Source organism: Amycolatopsis sp. N2S4-7 (genome assembly GCF_058119595.1).
Map to the genome: position 1 here is coordinate 4,065,845 of NZ_CP172299.1, position 17,611 is coordinate 4,083,455.

Annotated in this window: 19 protein-coding genes; 2 read left to right on the forward strand and 17 right to left on the reverse strand. The window is 71.7% G+C overall.

Annotated features, from left to right (window positions below; translation table 11 throughout):
- The first annotated feature begins 283 nt into the window (after positions 1-283).
- Positions 284-751: a M23 family metallopeptidase gene (locus ACH54P_RS18995; RefSeq protein ID WP_489916511.1), complete on the forward strand. Its 468-nt coding sequence runs from the start codon at positions 284-286 to the stop codon at positions 749-751.
- On the opposite strand, the gene ACH54P_RS19000 is transcribed toward ACH54P_RS18995, so the two are convergent.
- The 17 genes from ACH54P_RS19000 to ffh all read right to left on the reverse strand — a co-directional run bounded on the left by ACH54P_RS19000 (position 752) and on the right by ffh (position 15,600).
- Positions 752-1,600, reverse strand: coding sequence for a FliA/WhiG family RNA polymerase sigma factor (locus ACH54P_RS19000; RefSeq protein ID WP_489914533.1), 849 nt, complete (start codon positions 1,598-1,600; stop codon positions 752-754).
- A 109-nt stretch (positions 1,601-1,709) separates the two neighbouring features.
- A complete protein-coding gene (locus tag ACH54P_RS19005; RefSeq protein WP_489914535.1) occupies positions 1,710-2,690 on the reverse strand; it encodes a tyrosine recombinase XerC in 981 nt (326 codons plus the stop codon).
- A gap of 102 nt (positions 2,691-2,792) precedes the next feature.
- On the reverse strand, positions 2,793-3,935 hold the full coding sequence (gene dprA / locus ACH54P_RS19010; protein ID WP_489914537.1) for a DNA-processing protein DprA: 1,143 nt from the start codon (positions 3,933-3,935) through the stop codon (positions 2,793-2,795).
- A 184-nt stretch (positions 3,936-4,119) separates the two neighbouring features.
- Entirely contained in the window at positions 4,120-5,631 is a 1,512-nt protein-coding gene (locus ACH54P_RS19015) for a YifB family Mg chelatase-like AAA ATPase (RefSeq protein WP_489914539.1), read from the reverse strand.
- Positions 5,631-6,008: a YraN family protein gene (locus ACH54P_RS19020; RefSeq protein ID WP_489914541.1), complete on the reverse strand. Its 378-nt coding sequence runs from the start codon at positions 6,006-6,008 to the stop codon at positions 5,631-5,633. Before ACH54P_RS19020 ends, ACH54P_RS19015 begins: the two co-directional genes overlap by 1 nt.
- A 296-nt stretch (positions 6,009-6,304) precedes the next feature.
- Positions 6,305-6,628, reverse strand: coding sequence for a DUF2469 domain-containing protein (locus tag ACH54P_RS19025; RefSeq protein ID WP_003096226.1), 324 nt, complete (start codon positions 6,626-6,628; stop codon positions 6,305-6,307).
- Positions 6,625-7,467, reverse strand: a complete 843-nt coding sequence (locus ACH54P_RS19030) for a ribonuclease HII (RefSeq protein ID WP_489916513.1) — start codon at positions 7,465-7,467, stop codon at positions 6,625-6,627. The genes ACH54P_RS19025 and ACH54P_RS19030 overlap by 4 nt, the downstream gene beginning before the upstream one ends.
- Positions 7,468-7,557: 90 nt before the next feature.
- Positions 7,558-8,496 (reverse strand): signal peptidase I, encoded by a 939-nt coding sequence (lepB, locus tag ACH54P_RS19035; RefSeq protein ID WP_489914544.1) that lies wholly within the window; start codon positions 8,494-8,496, stop codon positions 7,558-7,560.
- Positions 8,497-8,527: 31 nt separating this feature from the next.
- Positions 8,528-8,896: a 50S ribosomal protein L19 gene (gene rplS, locus ACH54P_RS19040; RefSeq protein WP_489914546.1), complete on the reverse strand. Its 369-nt coding sequence runs from the start codon at positions 8,894-8,896 to the stop codon at positions 8,528-8,530.
- Positions 8,897-9,048: 152 nt separating this feature from the next.
- The gene (trmD, locus tag ACH54P_RS19045) at positions 9,049-9,810 is read right to left on the reverse strand and encodes a tRNA (guanosine(37)-N1)-methyltransferase TrmD (RefSeq protein ID WP_489914548.1); all 762 of its coding nucleotides are present in this window, start codon (positions 9,808-9,810) and stop codon (positions 9,049-9,051) included.
- 93 nt (positions 9,811-9,903) lie between these two features.
- Complete coding sequence (gene rimM / locus ACH54P_RS19050; RefSeq protein WP_489914550.1) at positions 9,904-10,416, reverse strand: ribosome maturation factor RimM; 513 nt, start codon at positions 10,414-10,416, stop codon at positions 9,904-9,906.
- A gap of 22 nt (positions 10,417-10,438) precedes the next feature.
- Positions 10,439-10,678, reverse strand: coding sequence for an RNA-binding protein (locus ACH54P_RS19055; RefSeq protein ID WP_003103110.1), 240 nt, complete (start codon positions 10,676-10,678; stop codon positions 10,439-10,441).
- Positions 10,675-11,118 carry a 30S ribosomal protein S16 gene (rpsP, locus tag ACH54P_RS19060; protein WP_043780385.1) on the reverse strand — a complete coding sequence of 148 codons (444 nt, stop codon included), beginning with the start codon at positions 11,116-11,118 and terminating at the stop codon, positions 10,675-10,677. Before rpsP ends, ACH54P_RS19055 begins: the two co-directional genes overlap by 4 nt.
- Positions 11,119-11,312: 194 nt before the next feature.
- The gene (locus ACH54P_RS19065) at positions 11,313-12,116 is read right to left on the reverse strand and encodes a CPBP family intramembrane glutamic endopeptidase (RefSeq protein WP_489914553.1); all 804 of its coding nucleotides are present in this window, start codon (positions 12,114-12,116) and stop codon (positions 11,313-11,315) included.
- Positions 12,117-12,216: 100 nt separating this feature from the next.
- Positions 12,217-12,942, reverse strand: coding sequence for a CPBP family intramembrane glutamic endopeptidase (locus ACH54P_RS19070; protein ID WP_489914555.1), 726 nt, complete (start codon positions 12,940-12,942; stop codon positions 12,217-12,219).
- A gap of 46 nt (positions 12,943-12,988) precedes the next feature.
- Positions 12,989-14,065, reverse strand: coding sequence for an amidohydrolase family protein (locus tag ACH54P_RS19075; RefSeq protein ID WP_489914557.1), 1,077 nt, complete (start codon positions 14,063-14,065; stop codon positions 12,989-12,991).
- Complete coding sequence (gene ffh / locus ACH54P_RS19080) at positions 14,062-15,600, reverse strand: signal recognition particle protein (RefSeq protein ID WP_489914559.1); 1,539 nt, start codon at positions 15,598-15,600, stop codon at positions 14,062-14,064. Before ffh ends, ACH54P_RS19075 begins: the two co-directional genes overlap by 4 nt.
- Positions 15,601-15,817: 217 nt before the next feature.
- Between ffh and ACH54P_RS19085 the strand changes: the two genes are divergently transcribed.
- Positions 15,818-17,608: an ABC transporter ATP-binding protein gene (locus ACH54P_RS19085; protein ID WP_489914561.1), complete on the forward strand. Its 1,791-nt coding sequence runs from the start codon at positions 15,818-15,820 to the stop codon at positions 17,606-17,608.
- Positions 17,609-17,611 lie beyond the last annotated feature (3 nt).

Below are 17,611 nucleotides of genomic sequence, written 5' to 3' on the forward strand. Positions count from 1 at the left end.
ACGGGGCCGCGGGGTGCCGCAGGCTGGAGAGGTGGAGTCGATCAGTCGTTTCCGGAGCTGGGCGGCGGGGTGGTTCGTGACCCTGTCGGCCCTGGTCATGGTGCCATTCGGAGAGTGCGGAGGGGCGGATGGGGCCGAGGGATCCCGGCTTCCGGCGCCGGCCGCGCGGCCGGTTGCGGCGGAGGTGCCGGCCTCCGCGGTGGGCCTGGGGACGACTGCCGCCCGGACGGGTGAGGTGAGCGCGGCCGAGCCGTGGTCGAGCGGCCCGGCACCACCCACGGGGATGGGCGGCAGCCCAGCTGCTCAGGCTCCTCGAACCCTCCGCCAGTCGCGGCTGTCCTGGCCACTTTCACCCGTTCCGGTGGTGACCCGATACTTCGACGCCCCCGAAACGCCCTACGGCGCCGGGCATCGCGGGGTCGATCTGGCCGCCGTGCCCGGGCAGGAGGTGCTCGCCGCCGATGCGGGGGTCGTCGTGTTCGCCGGGCTCGTGGGCGGGCGGCCCGTGCTCTCCGTCGACCACGATGGCGGCCTGCGGACCACCTACGAGCCGGTCGCGCCGAAGGTGGCCGTCGGTGAGCAGGTCTACCGGGGCCAGGTGCTCGGCACCGTCCTCGCCGGGCACCCCGGTTGCCCGGTGGCGGCCTGCCTGCACTGGGGCGTCCGGCGCGGCGACGAGTACGTCGACCCCTTGGCCCTGATCGGTGAGGTGGGCGAGTACCGGCTCAAGCCGTGGGGAGGTGGTGCCTGATCAGGTGCCGGTCTGCTCGACCAGCTTGGCGCGCAGGCGCATGACCGCCCGGGTGTGCAGCTGGCTGACCCGCGACTCGGTGACGCCCAGGACCTTGCCGATCTCGGCGAGGGTCAGGCTCTCGAAGTAGTAGAGGCTGACCACGATCTTGTCGCGCTCGGTGAGCTGCGCGATGGCCTGGGCGAGCTGGCGGCGGTTGTCCTGGTCGACGAGCACCGCGACGGGGTCGACAGCGTCGTCGTCGGGCAGCGTGTCGACCAGGGAGCCGCTGTCCTTGCCCGCGGCCACCAGGTCCTCCAGCGCGACGACGCTGGTGAGCTGCAACTGCCCGTAGAAGTCGCGCAGGTTGTCGAGGCCGATGCCGAGTTCGGCAGCGAGCTCGGCGTCGGTCGGAGTGCGGTGCAGACGGGCGCCGAGGCGCTCCATCGCGCGCTCGGCCTCCTTGGCCTTGCTCCGGACCGCGCGCGGCACCCAGTCCTGCGAACGCAGGTTGTCGAGGATCGCGCCGCGGATGCGCTGCATCGCGTACGTCTCGAAGCGCAGGCCGCGCTCGGGGTCGAACTTCTCGATCGCGTCGACGAGCCCGAAGATCCCGGACTGCACGAGGTCACCCACGTCGACGTGGGTGGGCAGGCCGGTGCCGACCCGGCCGGCGACGTACTTGACCAGCGGGGCGTAGTGCAGCACGAGCCGATCGCGCGACGCCTGGTCGGGGCTGTCGGCGAACTGCCGCCACAGCGCCGCGATCCCGGCGTCGACGTCGTAGCCGGCGCGGGCTTCCGCGGGCGCGGCGGCTTCACCGTGAGTGGTCACTCCGGTGGCTTCGGTCACGTGCGGTCCTGCGGTCATTGCACAGTCGTTCTCGGCATGCGGCTCAGTGTCGTCTCCGTGCTCGTGCGGATGCGCGTGCGCCGCCGGGCCCGCTGGTGACGACCCCGGCGAGACTCCCCCGGCCGCCTCAGGCCCTGGGGTGCGCTCGGTCATGGATCGCTTTCAACCGGTCGACGGTCACATGAGTGTAGAGCTGCGTCGTGGCAAGCGTAGCGTGACCAAGCAGTTCCTGAACGCTCCTGAGATCGGCACCCCCTTCGAGCAGATGCGTCGCCGCCGAATGGCGCAGGCCGTGGGGCCCCATGTCGGCTGCTCCGGGCACCGCCGAGACGGCGTCGTGCACGACGCGCCGCACCGCGCGCGGGTCGACGCGTTTGCCCCGGACACCAAGGAAAAGTGCGGGCTCGACGCTGTCACCACCGGTTTCGGCGACGATCTTCGGCCGCCCCTCCTCGATCCAGTCCGTCAGGGCCGCCGCCGCCGGCACGCCGAACGGGACGACGCGTTCCTTCCCGCCCTTGCCGAGGACCGTCACGACACGACGGGAGAAATCGGCTTCACCGACGTCCAGCCCGCACAACTCGGACACGCGGATGCCCGTGGCGTAGAGCAGCTCGACGATCGCGCGATCACGCAGGGCGACCGGATCACGTTCGGCCGCACCGGCGGCCGAGGCCCGCATGACGTCCCCCGCCTGCCCGGCGCGCAGCACCCCCGGCAGGGTGCGGTGCGCCCGCGGTGCGGCGAGCCGGCCACCCGGGTCCGTGGCCAGGACCCCGGTGCGGTGTGCCCACGCGGTGAACGTCCGCGCCGACGCGGCCCGCCGGGCGAGCGTCGTCCGGCTCGCCCCGCCGGACTGCTGGGCGGCGAGCCACGCCCGCAGCCGGCCGAGGTCCAGGTCCGCAAGCCCGCCCCCGCCGTCCACGACGAACCCGAGCAACGACACCGCGTCGCCGACGTACGCGCGGACCGTGTGCGCGGACAGGCCGCGTTCGAGCCCGAGGTGCCGTTCGTACCCGGTGACGACGGCCTGGACCGGCTCGGGCAGCGCGGCCCGAAGGGCGCGCAGGTCCGGACGACGGGCCCGGCCGGAGCGTGGTGACGGCATGGTTGTCACGCTGCGCGAACAACCGCCGCCGGTCAAGGATCGCCACGCGGGCCCACCGGTCCGGCCGAACACATCGACGATTTCTCCCGGAATCCGTGGCGTTCACGCGCTTTCCCTCCGTCGTCGCCAGCCCGCCTCGGCGCGGACGGCGAATCCGTCGATCTCCAGCTCCGGCAGCAGCGCCCGCACCCGCCGCAGCGGCAGGCCGGATTCGGCCGCGATCTCGGCGTCGGACCGGTCGGTGCGCACGGCCAGTGCCTCGTAGGCCCGCAATGCCTCGGGGCCCAGCCGGTCGGTGGGACGTCTCGGCCGGGCCGAGGCGGTGCCCTCGGCGGCGCCGAAGCGGCCCACGGTCTCGAGGACCTCGTCGACGCTCGAGACCAGCGTCGCCCGCGCGTCGCGGATCAGGTCGTGGCAGCCGACGGACATCGCGGACGAGATCGGCCCCGGCAACGCCATCACGACCTTGCCGAGGGCGCCGGCGGTGCTCGCGGTGTTGCGGGCGCCGCTGCGCCGCCCCGCCTCGACCACGAGGGTGCCCTCGGTGAGGGCGGCGATGAGCCGGTTGCGGACCAGGAAGCGGTGCCGGGCCGGGGGCGTGCCGGGCGGGTATTCGCTGGCCACCGCGCCGCCGGACCGGACGATCCGGCTCAGCAGGCCGACGTGGCCCGCCGGGTAGCCCGCGTCGACGGCGCAGCCCAGCACGGCGACGGTGACCCCTTCGGCGGCGAGCGCGCCGCGGTGCGCCGCGCCGTCGATGCCGTAGGCGGCGCCCGAGAAGACGGGCACGCCCCGGGTGGCCAGCCCGTACGACAGCTCGGCTGCATGGTGTTCGCCGTACTCGGTGGCCGCGCGGGCACCGACGACCGCCACAGCGCGGTCGGCGGCGGTGCCGAGCGCGGCTTCGCCGGCCACCCACAACGCGAGCGGCGGTACGGCCTCGGAGATCCCACGCCGGGCGGCGAGGTCCAGGGAGAGCAGCGGCCAGGCGGGCCACTCGTCGTCCTCCGGCACGACCAGCCGGGCGCCCGCCGCGGTGGCTCGCGCAAAGTCCTGGGCGACGAGGTCGTAGTCCCGCCGCGCCTCGGTGGCCTTGCGCACCTCGGGCGGACAGTCGCCCCGTCGAACCCGCCCGGCGGCTTCGACCGGACCGTGCTCGGCTACGAAGGCGACGAGTGCCGGGGTCGGAGGCTCGGCTACGCGCAGCAGGTAGGCGCGAGCCCGCCGGAGCTCATCGGCGGTCATGCGGTGGCTCCTTTCCGGAAGACCGACGGGAATGGTTCGGCCGCGTTCGTGGGCCTACGCCTGGACGATGACGCCGCCCAGGACGCGGCGATACGACACGAACTCCGGAGGTCCTGCTGCGGGCGGCTGGTGAATCGCCTTCGGGTCTGCGCGACTGGCGAAGGCAGGTCCACGCGGGTGGCGCTCATGCCGCCACCCGTTCGCGAAACGCCAGTGCCGAGCCGACCTGTTCGGCGCCTGGTCTGGATTCGCCGTCGAGGTCTGCCAGGGTCCAGGCGATGCGCAGACAGCGGTCGGCGCCTCGGCCGCTCAGGGCTCCGCGATCCAGCGCGCGGTCGAGCAGCATCGTCGCGGCCGGAGGCAGGGGGAACTGGCGACGTAAAGCCGGTCCGGGGACTTCGGAGTTCGAGCGCCAGCCGTGCTCGTGCCATCGGTGGGTGGCTCGTTCGCGAGCCTCGAGCACCCGCGCCCGGACTACTTCCGACGATTCCGCCGTGCCCGTGTCGTGCGCGCTCAGGGCGCTCAGCGGCCGCAGCCGGACTCTCAGGTCGACGCGATCGAGGAGCGGGCCGGAGAGCCGCCCGAGGTAGCGGCGACGGGCGAGCGGAGAGCACACACAGTCCGCGTCCTTCGGTGGTGCGCAGGCGCACGGGTTGGTGGCCAGGACGAGCTGGAACCGTGCCGGATAGGTGATCGACCCCTTGACCCGGGCGATGCGCACCTCGCCCTCTTCGAGCACCGTCCGCAACGACTCGAGGCACTGGCCGCCGAATTCGCAGACTTCGTCGAGGAACAGCACACCTCGGTGGGCCCGGCTGATCGCGCCGGGCAACGCGATCCCGCTGCCGCCGCCGATCAGCGCCGCGAGGGAGATCGAATAGTGCGGGGCGACGAACGGCGGGACCGTGACCAAGGGCGAGGACTTCGACAACGAGCCGTCGACCGAGTGCACCGCCGTGACTTCCAGGGACTCCTCGGGCGACAGCCGTGGCAGCAGGCCGGGCAGCCGTTTGGCCAGCATCGTCTTGCCGACGCCGGGTGGCCCGGTGAGCAGGAGGTGGTGCCCGCCCGCCGCCGCGACCTCCAGGGCCCAGCGCCCCTCCGGCTGGCCGATGACGTCGGCGAGGTCCGGCACCTCCGGGGGCGTTGGGGGGCCGGGAGGCTCCGGACGCGCCAATTCGACTTCGCTCTTCAGCCAGGCCGCCAGGTCGCGCAGGTGAGAGGCACCCACGACTTCGATGTCGTCGACCAGCCCGGCCTCGGCGAGGGAGTCCGCAGGCACGACGGCACGTTCATAGCCGGCGGCGCGCGCCGCCAGCAGGCCCGGGAGGACACCGCGAACCGCGCGGATCCGGCCGTCCAGGGCGAGTTCGCCCAGCAGCACGGTACCCAGCAGCCGCGTCGCCGGGACAGCGCCGGTGGCCGCGAGCACGGCCGCTGCGATACCGAGGTCGTAAGCCGAACCGACCTTCGGCAAGTTCGCCGGGGACAGGCCGAGCGTCACTTTGCCGTCGGGCCAGGGCTGCCCGGAGTTGCGGATGGCCGAGCGGACGCGGTCCTTCGCCTCCCGCAGCCCGGCGTCGGGGAGACCGACGAGGGTGACCCGGCTCAGCCCGCCTCCGAGGTCGGCCTCGATCTCGATCACCCGGCCGTCGACGCCCAGAAGGGCCGCTGACCATGCCTTCGCGATGGGCATCAGAACGCCGCCTCGATGTGGTTCAGGCGGGGGCGGGTGCCTGGTTCGGCGAGGACCGTGACGACGTCGAAGCGGACCGGGCACCAGCCGATGCGGAACTCGCGGAGCCAGCGCTGGGCGGCGCGGCGGACCCGGGCCGCCTTCTCCTCCGTGACCGTCTCCGTCGGGAGCCCGAATTCGGTGCCGGAGCGGGTCTTGACCTCGCAGAAGATCACGCGGGCGCGGTCGGTGAGGACGAGGTCGAGCTCGCCCTCGCGGCAGCGCCAGTTGCGGCAGAGCAGGACGAGGCCGTGGTCCCGCAGGTACCGGAGCGCGAGGTCCTCGCCCCAGGCACCCAGTTCGCGCCGGTGTCTGGCGAGCTGGTCGGTGCCCGTCATCGTGTTCGCCCCCTCGTCGGTCCGCGCCGGTCACCGGGGCGGTCCCGGCGATCACGGTGCGTGTGCGTTCGACGATGCCAGGGCACGGGACGGCCGGACCAGCCCCGGATCGCCGGTCTGTGGACAACCGGGGGGATGGGGACAACTTCTCCACCGGACGCCGGCGAAGGCCCCGGATTGTCGGCCCGCTGTGCTAAGGCGAGAGCCCGAAGGGCCGACACGCGAAAAGACCGCGAAAAGACCCGCGCCGGCTCATCCGGGAGGGATGAGCCGGCGCGGGTTGTCGAAGACGGGACTCAGCCCGAGAACGGGCCGTCCTCGGGCAGGCGGAGGTCGGGTTTGTCGAGCTCCTCGACGTTGACGTCCTTGAACGTGATGACCCGGACGTGCTTGACGAAGCGGGCCGGGCGGTACATGTCCCAGACCCACGCGTCGGACATGCGGACCTCGAAGTACACCTCACCGCCGCCGTCGCGGACCTGGACGTCGACCGCGTTCGCCAGGTAGAACCGCCGCTCGGTCTCCACCACGTACGAGAACTGGCCGACGATGTCGCGGTACTCGCGGTACAGCGAGAGCTCCATCTCGGTCTCGTACTTCTCGAGATCCTCTGCGCTCATGAAATCCGCGCCCCTCCTCGGGATCGTGCTGCTGCTCCGCCGGCGGAGCGTTCATTGTGACCCACACCCGCGGCCGGGGCATGCAGCGGCAGGCTGAGTTGTGGCTCGAGTGCTTCGTCGAGGACCGCGGCCAGGCTGGCGGCGGACCCGCCCTCGATGGCCTTTTCCAGGGCCGCGTAGGTCAGCAGGACCGGTCGCGCGGGGCGCAGGCCGTGCTTGATGGCCACCGTCGCGACGTTCGTGTACGACCAGCGGTGGACGTCGCTGGGCCCGTGCTCGCGAAGCGCCGCGAGGTGGTCGGACGTGCTGTAACCCTTGTGCACGTCGAAACCGTAGTGGGGGAAGTCCTCGTGGTGGCCCGCCATGATGCGGTCCCGCGTCACCTTCGCCAGCACCGACGCGGCCGCGATGCAGGCCACCGAGCGGTCGCCCTTGATCACCGCCGTGTTCGGGGCGGTGAGACCCGGGACCCGGAAGCCGTCGGTGAGGATGTAGCCCGGGGACACGCGGAGCGCGGCCGCCGCGCGGCGCATGCCCTCCAGGTTCATCACCCGGATGCCGTAGAGGTCGACCTCGGCGGTCGGGATGACGATCACCGAGTAGTCGACGGCCCGGGCGAGGACCAGGTCGTAGACCCGGTCCCGCGCCTTGGCCGTCATCAGCTTGGAGTCCGTCAGTTCGGTGAGCTTCGCCGCGTCGCCCTGTTTGAGCACGCAGGCCGCAACCACCAGCGGCCCCGCGCACGCGCCAGCGCCTGCTTCGTCCACACCGGCGACCGGGCCGAGGCCACGGCGGTCGAGGGCGCCCTGCAGACCCCAGAAGAGGTCGCCGCGCACCACGGCCCGCGGTGGCCGGATCGGCTCGGCCGCGGTGAGGGGAACGGGAAGTGTCAAGGCTGGATCACCCGTCTGCCGACAAGGATCGGGTGGCTAGGGTTTCCGCCCGGCCGCCCGGCGCAGTCCGGACTTGAGCTTGCGCCCGAAGAACAGCACCGGCCAGGCCGCCGCGATCCCGGCACCGAGCGGGAGCCCACTCTGCCAGGCCGGCGCACCCAGGGCCACCGGCTGCGCCGCTTCCTGCGGGTTGTGGTCGGAAATCCCGCCCCACCGGCTCGGCGGCAGGACGATGATCCGCGCCTTGCCGATGATGTTGTCGACCGGGACCGCGCCGTTCACGCCGCCGCCGCCCTGGAACCGGGAGTCGTCGGAGTTGTTGCGGTTGTCGCCCTGCACCCAGACCATCCCGGCCGGCACCTTGACCGGCTCGAAGGTCTTCTGCTGCTGGTTCGAGGGGTCGTCCCAGTAGATGTACGGCTCGTCGAGTGCCTTGCCGTCCACGATCATGCGGCCCTGCGGGTCGCAGCACTGGACGGTCTGACCGCCGACGGCGATCACCCGCTTGACGAAGTCGCGCTCGTCCGGCGGGGCGAACCCGACCAGCGAGCCGAGACCGCGCAGGCCCTGGACGACGATGTTGCTCGACTCCTGCGGCGCGATCTCGTTGTTGATCCACGCCGGCGGACCCTTGAACACGATCACGTCGCCCGGGGAGGGCTCAGTGAAGTCGTAGGTGACCCGGTCGACCAGGATCCGGTCGCCGGTGCACCCCGGACACCCGTGCAGGGTGGCCTCCATCGATCCCGACGGGATCATGAAGACCTTCGCGAGGAATGTCTGGATCAGGATCGTGAGCACCAGGGCGATCACGAGCAGGATCGGCAGTTCCTTCCAGAACGACCGTTTCTTGGCGGGTTTGGCTCGCCGCCGGCGGGATCCCCCGCGCTCCTCGGAGCGGGACAGCCTCGGCTTGTCCTCCTCGGAGCGATCGGGGTCATCCTCAGGAGCGTTCTGGGACACGGGTTCGGCCACGTCGTCAGGCTACCGGTAACCGGGTGGTGACTCAGTTAGCCGAGGCCGTCTCGCGGTTCTCGCGGCGCTCCTTGATCTTGGCCTTCTTGCCGCGCAGGTCACGCAGGTAGTACAGCTTCGCGCGCCGCACGTCACCGCGCTTGTGGACCTCGACCTCGGCGATGTTCGGCGAGTGCACCGGGAAGGTGCGCTCCACGCCGACGCCGAAGGAGATCTTGCGAACGGTGAAGGTCTCCCGGATGCCGCCGCCCTGACGGCGGATCACGACGCCCTGGAAGACCTGGTTGCGCTCGCGGTTGCCCTCGATGACGCGGACGTGCACCTTGAGCATGTCGCCCGGGCGGAAGTCCGGGATGTCGGAACGCAGCGACTGCTTGTCCAGCGCGTCCAGGGTGTTCATCGGTGGTCCGTCCTCGTCTTCGGTATGGCTTGCGTACAGATCCCGGGCGCGCAACGGTGCCGCTGCGGGCGACCCGGGGGGCTGATGGCGGGCTCGTGGACGAGGAGGTCCACTCACGCCAACCTGTCAAGTATTACAGACCGGGCCACCGGTCAAGTAACCGGCCCCTTGGCCTGCTCGGGGTCCAAGCCCTCCAGGACCCCGAGATCGTGCTTGTCGAGACTACCTTCCGGCAGGTGGGCCAGGAGATCGGGGCGGCGGCGGGCCGTCCGCTCCAGGGCCTGGTCACGCCGCCAGCGGTCGATCAGCGCGTGGTTGCCGGACCGGAGCACCTCCGGCACGGCCAGGTCCCGCCACACCTCGGGCCGCGTGTAGCTGGGCCCTTCGAGCAGGCCGTCGGAGAACGAGTCCTCGGCGGCCGAGCGCGCGTTGCCGAGCACCCCGGGCAGCAGCCGGACGACGGCCTCGACGATGACCAGCACCGCCGCTTCGCCGCCGACCAGCACGTAGTCGCCGATCGACACCTCGTCGACCGGCATCCGGCGCGCGGCGTCGTCGACAACCCGCTGGTCGATGCCCTCGTACCGGCCGCAGGCGAAGACGAGGTGCTTCTCCGCCGCGTAGGCGTGCGCCAGCTCCTGGGTGAACGGCCGCCCGGCCGGCGTCGGCACGACCAGCCGCGTCTCCGGACCGCAGACCTCGTCCAGGGCCGGGCCCCAGATCTGCGGCTTCATGACCATGCCGGGACCGCCGCCGTACGGCGCGTCGTCGACCGCGCGGTGGACGTCGTGGGTCCACTCGCGCAGGTCGTGCACGCCGACCTCGATGAGGCCACGGTCGATCGCCCGGCCCAGCAGCGCGGCGCGCAGCGGGTCGAGGTATTCGGGGAAGATCGTGACGACGTCGATCCGCATCTCAGAACCTTATTCTGGTTAGGTCGGCGCCACGGAACCGAAGCTCGCCTGCCTGCGGTGACTCTCGCGCCGGCCGACGGCTGAACAAGGTTCTCAGGCGTCCAGGAGCCCTTCCGGCGGGTCGAGCACGACCCGGCCGCCGTCGACGTCGACCGTCGGGACGATCGCGCGGACGAACGGCACCAGCACCTCGCGGCCGTCGACGTCGAGCTCCAGGAGCTCGCCCGCGGGCGAATGGACGATCTCGACAACCTTGCCGACAACCGTGCCGTCGGCGAGCTCGGCGCGGAGACCGGCCAGCTCGTGGTCGTAGAACTCGTCGGGGTCCTCGGTCGGCGGCAGCGTGTCCGTGTCGGCCAGCAGCAGCGCGCCCCGCAGCGTCTCGGCGACGTCGCGGGTCAGGACCTCCTCGAAACGCACCAGCAGCCGCCCGCTGTGTTCGCGGGCGGCTGCGATGGTGAGTTCCCTTTTGCTGCCGTCACGCAGCTTCGTCGTGACGGCCGCACCGATCTTGAACCGCTCGTCCGGCGAGTCCGTGCGCACGTCCACCGCGAGTTCACCGCGGATGCCGTGCGCTTTCGCGATGCGGCCGACTACGACGTCCATCCTGACCGTTCCGACCCGGGGCTCAGCGGTCGGTGTCGACGACGTCCACCCGGACGCCGCGGCCACCGATGCCGCCCATGACGGTGCGCAGGGCGGTCGCCGTGCGACCACCCCGGCCGATCACCTTGCCGAGGTCGTCGGGGTGCACGTGCACCTCGAGCGTGCGGCCACGACGCGTGGTCAGCAGCTCGACCCGGACCTCGTCCGGGTTGTCGACGATCCCGCGCACCAGGTGCTCGAGGGAGTCCGCGAGGAAACTCACTCGGACTTCTCGCCCTCAGCGGCCTCCGCCTTCTCGGCCTCGGCCTTCTTCGGGGCGGACTTCTTCTTCGGCGTGGTGGCCTCGGTGGAGGGCTCCTCGCCGGCCGCGGCCAGCGCCGCGTTGAACAGGTCCTGCTTGGACGGCTTCGGCTCGGCCACCTTCAGGGTGCCCTCGGCGCCCGGCAGGCCCTTGAACTTCTGCCAGTCACCGGTGATCTCCAGCAGGCGCTGGACCGGCTCGGTCGGCTGCGCGCCGACACCCAGCCAGTACTGGGCGCGCTCGGAGACGACCTCGATCAGGCTCGGCTCTTCCTTCGGGTGGTACTTGCCGATCGTCTCGATGGCCTTGCCGTCCCGGCGGGTGCGCGCGTCGGCGACGATGATGCGGTAGTACGGCGCACGGATCTTGCCGAGGCGCTGCAGCTTGATCTTGACGGCCACGGGTGTGGGTTCTCCTCGAATCTCTCTGGTGCTGGGCTGGGCGCACGCGGGCCGAGTGGGGACACGGACGCGGGCACCCGAAGGTCAGGAGCTTTCGCACGGTGAGAGGGTCCGGCGGAAGCAGGCAGTGTGCCATTCTGCCAGACGGCGTCGGCGGCCCGGAAAGAGGCTCAGAAAGAGGCTCAGAAAGAGGCTCAGAAAGAGGCCACTCCGAGCGCCCCGAGCAGGATGGTGAGCGCCGGGAGGAAGTTGTTGACCTGGTGCGCGACGATACTGCCCGGCAGCCGTCCGGTGACCAGCCGGGCCAGGCCGATCGGCACCGCGATGACCAGCAGCAACGTCGTCCGCAGGGGCTCGAGGTGGCTGGCCGCGAACACCGCCGTCGACAGCAGGAACGCCGCCACGCGGCCCCAGCGCTCGCTGCGCCACTGCAGCTGTTCCGCGGCGCCCCAGAGCAGGCCGCGGTAGATGATCTCCTCGCAGATCGGCCCGAGCAGCCAGAGGTAGACGAACATCACCACGGCGGCCGAGACGGACATCTTCCGGTCTTCGACCAGCGCGCTGATCGCCGACGTCGCGTTGGCGTTGCCGACCAGCTGCGTCCAGAGGTAGGCGCCGAGCGTGGTGAAGACGAGCCCGACGCAGCCGAACCGGAAGCCGGTCTTCACGTCGGCCCAGCGCCACTCGATCCGCAGGTCCACGACAGGCCCGTTGCCGCGGACGCAGGTGATCAGCACGGCGACGCCGGCCGCGATCATCGTCGGCAGCATGGTGCCGAGCAGCACGACCCGCATCGGCAGCGGGCCGGGACCGGTGTCGCCGACCAGCACGGAGACGAACGCGGCGGACGCCAGCAGCACGGCCTCGACGAGCAGGAAGGCCCCGAACCCCCAGCGGTGCCGCGGCGGGGCCGGCAGGAAGGCGGTCGCGGCCGGTTCCTCGGGCTCGGGGAACGGTGTCGCGTCGGGAGCCGGGTCCCGGGGCTGGGAAGTGGTCACGCCTTGCCCTCCGCGTCGCTCGGCTCCTGTGTCGAGCCTAGCCGCCGCGCGGTGATCACACAGTATCCGTCCGACTACTGTCCATCGATCTTCGCAACGCTCAATGCGCGACGAACAGCAGCACCGCGGGCGGCAGGTTGTTGGCCGCGTGGGCGATCACCCCGGCGCTGACCCGGCCGGACAGGTGCCGGGCCAGCCCGATCGCGATGCCCTGGCCGAACAGCGCGATCGTGCGGGTCGGCTCGCCGTGCAGCTGCGCGAACACCAGCGCGGTGAGCACGAGCACCACCCAGGACGGGATCCGGTGGACCGAGAGCGCGTTCCACAGCGTGCCGCGGACCAGCAGTTCCTCGGTGATCGGCGCGCCGGCGATGACGATCACCGCGGCGAGCACCAGCCACACCGTGTCGCCGTCGAAGGTGTCGGCGAGGTCGGTCAGCGGGCTGTCCGAGACGTCGTCGGCGCCGTAGACGGCGATGAGCATCAGGTTGAGCAGGTAGCCGACGACGAGCGCGAGCACGCCGCACGCGAGGCCGATCCGGACGTCGCGCCAGGTCGGCTTGAGGCCGAAGTCGGCGCGCAGCCCGTGGCCCCAGAGCCACGAACCGACCGCCGGACCGAGGCCGAGCAGGAGGTTGGGCACGAACGCCAGCAGCAGGAGCGGGCCGATGTCGCGCAGCTCGAGGGGGTCGAACTCGCCGACGTTGCGGTTGACCGCCGCGGCGATCACGAGGTTGATGAGGTAGTAGCCGGCGATCCCCGCGAAGAACGCCACGAAACACCAGTGCGCCCCCAGCACGCGCCGTGCGCCGTCGTCGTCCGTCACGCACCCAACGCTAAAGTGCCGACCCCGCAAGGAAATCGGCGGGGGTCTACGCGTACACGACGCCGCCGAGCACGATGTGCTCCGGGTGCCGGAGGACGCCGAGGTCCTCGCGCGGATCGCTCGCGTAGACGAGCAGGTCGGCGGGGGCGCCGTCGGCGATGCCGGGGTGGCCGAGCCAGTCGCGGGCCGCCCAGGACGCGCTCGCGAGGGCCTGCTCGCGGGTCATGCCCGCGCGGTGCAGCGCCTCGATCTCGTCGACGAGCCTGCCGTGCTCGACCATCCCGCCGGCGTCGCTGCCCGCGAAGACGCGGACGCCCGCTTCGACGGCCGAGGCGACCATCTCGCCGACGCCGGCGTGCAGCGCGCGCATGTGGGCGGCGTAGGCGGGGTACTTGCCCGCCTTGTCCGCGATGCCCGGGAAGTTCTCGATGTTGATCAGGGTCGGCACCAGCGCGACGTCGTGGCGCGCCAGTTCCGCCAGCTGGTCGGTGCTCAGGCCCGTGCCGTGCTCGAGGCAGTCGATGCCGGACGCGATCAGCCCGGGCAGGGCGGCTTCGCCGAACACATGCGCGGTGACGCGGGCGCCGTGGCCGTGCGCGACCTCGACGGCTTCGGCCAGGACGTCGTCGGGCCAAAGCGGCGCGAGGTCGCCCACGCCGCGGTCGATCCAGTCACCGACCAGCTTGACCCAGCCGTCGCCGTCCCGGGCCTGCGCCGCGACCGCGTCCGGCAGCTGCGCCGGGTCGTCCAGCTCGATGCCGAGGCCGGGGATGTACCGCTTGGTCAGCGCGAGGTGCCGGCCGGCGCGGATGATCGTCGGCAGGTCGGCCCGCTGCTGCAGGGGCCGGACGTCGATGGGCAGGCCGCAGTCGCGGATGAGCAGCGTGCCCGCGGCGCGGTCGGTGAGCGCCTGTTCGGTCGCCTCTTCCAGCGAGACCGGGCCGCCGACACCGATGCCGGGGTGGCAGTGCGCGTCGACCAGGCCGGGCACGAGGTAGACGTCCCGGCCCAGCGTCTCGGCGTCCGGCACCGGCTCGAACGAGATCCGGCCGCCGGTGATCCACAGCTCCCCCGGCTCGCCGCCGGGCAGGACCACCCCGGCGGCGTGCAGCGCCGTGCTCAATTGTCCTTGGGGTTCTTCGGCAGCTTGAACTTCGACGGGTCGAAGCCCGGTACGTCGTTCATGCCGCCCAGCTGCGACAGGTCGGGCATGCCGCCCGGCATCTGGCCGCCCGGCGGCAGCATCGGCATGCCGCCGGGGAAGCCGCCGCGGACCTTGGGCTGCGTCGGGCCGCGGCCCTTCTTGCCCTTCTTGCCCTTGCGCGACTTGGAGCCGCCGCCCCCGCCGCCGAAGCCGAACCGGCCGGCCATCTGGGCCATCATCTTGCGGGCCTCGAAGAACCGGTTGACCAGGTCGTTGACCTCGCGGACGGTGACGCCGGAACCGTTGGCGATGCGCAGCCGGCGCGACCCGTTGATCAGCTTCGGGTTGTCGCGCTCGGCCGGGGTCATGCCGCGGATGATCGCCTGCAGCTTGTCCAGGTGCTTGTCGTCGACCTGGGCCAGCTGGTCCTTCATCTGGCCGGCGCCCGGGAGCATGCCGAGCAGGTTGCCGATCGGGCCCATCTTGCGGACCGCGAGCATCTGCTCGAGGAAGTCCTCCAGGGTGAGCTGGCCACTCGAGAGCTTCTCCGCGGCCTTCTCGGCCTGCTGCTGGTCGAAGGCCTGCTCGGCCTGCTCGATCAGGGTCAGCACGTCACCCATGCCGAGGATCCGCGACGCCATCCGGTCCGGGTGGAAGGTGTCGAAGTCCTCGAGCTTCTCGCCGTTGGACGCGAAGAGGATCGGCTGGCCAGTGACCTCGCGGACGCTCAGCGCGGCACCACCGCGGGCGTCACCGTCGAGCTTGGTGAGCACGACACCGCTGAAGCCGACGCCGTCCTGGAACGCCTGCGCCGTGGTCACGGCGTCCTGGCCGATCATGGCGTCGACGACGAACAGGACCTCGTCCGGCTCGACCGCGTCGCGGATGTCGGCGGCCTGCTTCATCAGCTCTTCGTCGACACCCAGGCGGCCCGCGGTGTCGACCACGACGACGTCGTGCTGCGCGTGCTTCGCCTCGGCGATGGCGCGGCGGGCCACGTCGACCGGGTCGCCGACGCCGTTGCCCGGCTCGGGCGCGAAGGTGACGACGCCGGCGCGCTCGCCGACGACCTGCAGCTGCGTGACGGCATTGGGGCGCTGGAGGTCGCAGGCGACCAGCATCGGCGCGTGGCCCTGCTTCTTCAGCCACATCGCGAGCTTGCCGGCGAGGGTCGTCTTACCGGCGCCCTGGAGGCCGGCGAGCATGATCACCGTCGGCGGGGTCTTGGCCAGGTTGAGCCGGCGCGTCTCGCCGCCGAGGATCCCGACGAGCTCCTCGTTGACGATCTTGACGACCTGCTGCGCGGGGTTGAGCGCCTGGGAGACCTCGGCGCCCTTCGCCCGCTCCTTGATCCTCGCGATGAAGGTCTTGACCACGCCGAGGGCGACGTCGGCCTCCAGCAGCGCGATGCGGATCTCGCGCGCGGTGGCGTCGATGTCGGCGTCGGACAGCCTGCCCTTGCGCGTGAGCGTCTGCAGGGCGGCGGTGAGCCGATCGGACAGGGTGTCGAACACGGGTGTGCACGCTCCAGCTGGGTCGAGAGTGGCGCGCCGGACGAGGCCGGCCCCTCCGAGGGTAGTCGCTCCGGGTCCCCCACCTCACGGGTACGCGAAGGTCGCGCACGCGATCAATACACAGAGATGTACTACTTGACGCGCGAGAACCCGGGCAATTGGCTTCAGGTGGCGAAATTCACTGGCGGCCGCACTGGCAATCGGTAAACATACGTGTATGACTTCCGCGACCAGACCCCGGCCGTCGCTCACCGAACCGGCCGCCGACGCCGACGAACCGGTCCCCCTGCGGCGGATCGCCGGCCTGTTCCGCGCGCACCGCGGACCGCTCGGCGCGCTGTTCGCGCTGATCGTGCTGCAGGCCGGCCTCGGCGTCGTCTCGCCGTTCCTGCTGCGCGAGATCCTCGACGACGCCCTTCCGCACCGCGACACGCTCCTGATCAGCCTGCTGGCCGCGGGGATGATCGCCTGCGCGGTCGGCAGCGGCTCCCTCGGCGTCGCCACGACCGGGCTGTCCAACACCATCGGGCAGCGGGTGATGAACGAGCTGCGCGTCTCCGTCTACGGCCACCTGCAGCGGATGTCGCTCGGCTTCTTCACCCGGACGAAGAGCGGCGAAGTGCTCTCGCGGGTGTTCAACGACATCGGCGGCGTCGACAACGTCATCACCACGACGGCGGGGTCGGTCGTGCAGAACGCCACCACGACGATCGCCATCACCGTCGCGCTGATCCTGCTCGACTGGCAGCTCGCGGCGCTCTCGCTGGTCGTCGTCCCGCTGTTCCTGCTGTTCACGCTGCGGCTCGGCAAGAAGCGGCGGACGCTGGCCCGCGGCCGCACGCGGCGGATGGCGCGGCTGACGACCATGGTCGAGGAGTCCCTGTCGGTCACCGGCGTGCTGCTCGCCAAGACGATGGGCAACGAGCGGGCGATGCGCGAGCGGTTCGGCGCCGAGTCGCGGGAGATCGCCGGGCTGGAACGGGCGGCCGCGCTGGCCGGGCGCTGGCAGGTCGCGTCGCGGGCGATGAGCCTGACCGTGATCCCCGCGCTGGTCTACTGGATCGCCGGGCTCGCGCTGGCCGGCGGCGCGTCGCCGATCTCGCTCGGCACCGTCGTCGCGTTCACCAGCATGCTCAACCGGCTGGTCGCGCCGGCGACCGCGATGCAGACGATCGGGCAGAACGTGGCGACGTCGAAGGCGCTGTTCGGCCGCATCTTCGAGGTGCTCGACCTGCCGGTGGAGATCGCCGACAAGCCCGGCGCGGCCGACCTGGTCGTGCGCCGCGGCGACGTCTCGATGCGCGGTGTCTCGTTCCGCTACGACGAGGAGGGACCGCTGACCCTGCGGGACATCGACCTCGACGTCCCGGCCGGGACCACGACGGCGCTCGTCGGCTCCACCGGCTCGGGAAAGACGACGCTCGCGTACCTGGTCGCGCGGCTGTACGAGGTGAGCGCAGGGTCGGTGAAGATCGACGGCGTCGACGTCCGCGACGTCACGCTGGCCTCGCTGGCCGCCGGCGTCGGGATGGTCTCGCAGGAGACGTACCTGTTCCACGACACCGTCCGGGAGAACCTGCGCTTCGCGAAGCCGGACGCGACCGACGAGGACATCGAGGCCGCCGCGAAGGCCGCGCACATCCACGACACCCTGGCCGGGCTGCCCGAGGGGTACGACACGGTCGTCGGCCAGCGCGGCTACCGGTTCTCCGGCGGCGAGAAGCAGCGGATCGCGATCGCGCGGATCCTGCTGCGCAACCCGCCGGTGCTCATCCTCGACGAGGCGACCAGCGCGCTCGACACCCGCACGGAGCGCTCCGTGCAGGCCGAGCTCGACCGGCTCGCCGCGGGCCGCACGACGCTGACGATCGCGCACCGGCTGTCCACTGTGGAGCACGCGGACCAGATCGTCGTGCTGCACGAAGGCCGGATCGCCGAACGGGGGACGCACGAAGAGCTGCTGGCGCGCGAAGGGCGTTATGCCCGGCTGGTCCGCGGAACCACCTAATCT

Coding starts and splice junctions, on each gene's coding strand:
- ACH54P_RS18995 (WP_489916511.1), top strand. CDS start 284: ATGGGCGGCAGCCCAGCTGCTCAGGCTCCTCGAACCCTCCGCCAGTCG.
- ACH54P_RS19000 (WP_489914533.1), bottom strand. CDS start 1,600: ATGACCGCAGGACCGCACGTGACCGAAGCCACCGGAGTGACCACTCAC.
- ACH54P_RS19005 (WP_489914535.1), bottom strand. CDS start 2,690: ATGCCGTCACCACGCTCCGGCCGGGCCCGTCGTCCGGACCTGCGCGCC.
- dprA (WP_489914537.1), bottom strand. CDS start 3,935: ATGACCGCCGATGAGCTCCGGCGGGCTCGCGCCTACCTGCTGCGCGTA.
- ACH54P_RS19015 (WP_489914539.1), bottom strand. CDS start 5,631: ATGCCCATCGCGAAGGCATGGTCAGCGGCCCTTCTGGGCGTCGACGGC.
- ACH54P_RS19020 (WP_489914541.1), bottom strand. CDS start 6,008: ATGACGGGCACCGACCAGCTCGCCAGACACCGGCGCGAACTGGGTGCC.
- ACH54P_RS19025 (WP_003096226.1), bottom strand. CDS start 6,628: ATGAGCGCAGAGGATCTCGAGAAGTACGAGACCGAGATGGAGCTCTCG.
- rplS (WP_489914546.1), bottom strand. CDS start 8,896: ATGAACACCCTGGACGCGCTGGACAAGCAGTCGCTGCGTTCCGACATC.
- trmD (WP_489914548.1), bottom strand. CDS start 9,810: ATGCGGATCGACGTCGTCACGATCTTCCCCGAATACCTCGACCCGCTG.
- rimM (WP_489914550.1), bottom strand. CDS start 10,416: ATGGACGTCGTAGTCGGCCGCATCGCGAAAGCGCACGGCATCCGCGGT.
- ACH54P_RS19085 (WP_489914561.1), top strand. CDS start 15,818: ATGACTTCCGCGACCAGACCCCGGCCGTCGCTCACCGAACCGGCCGCC.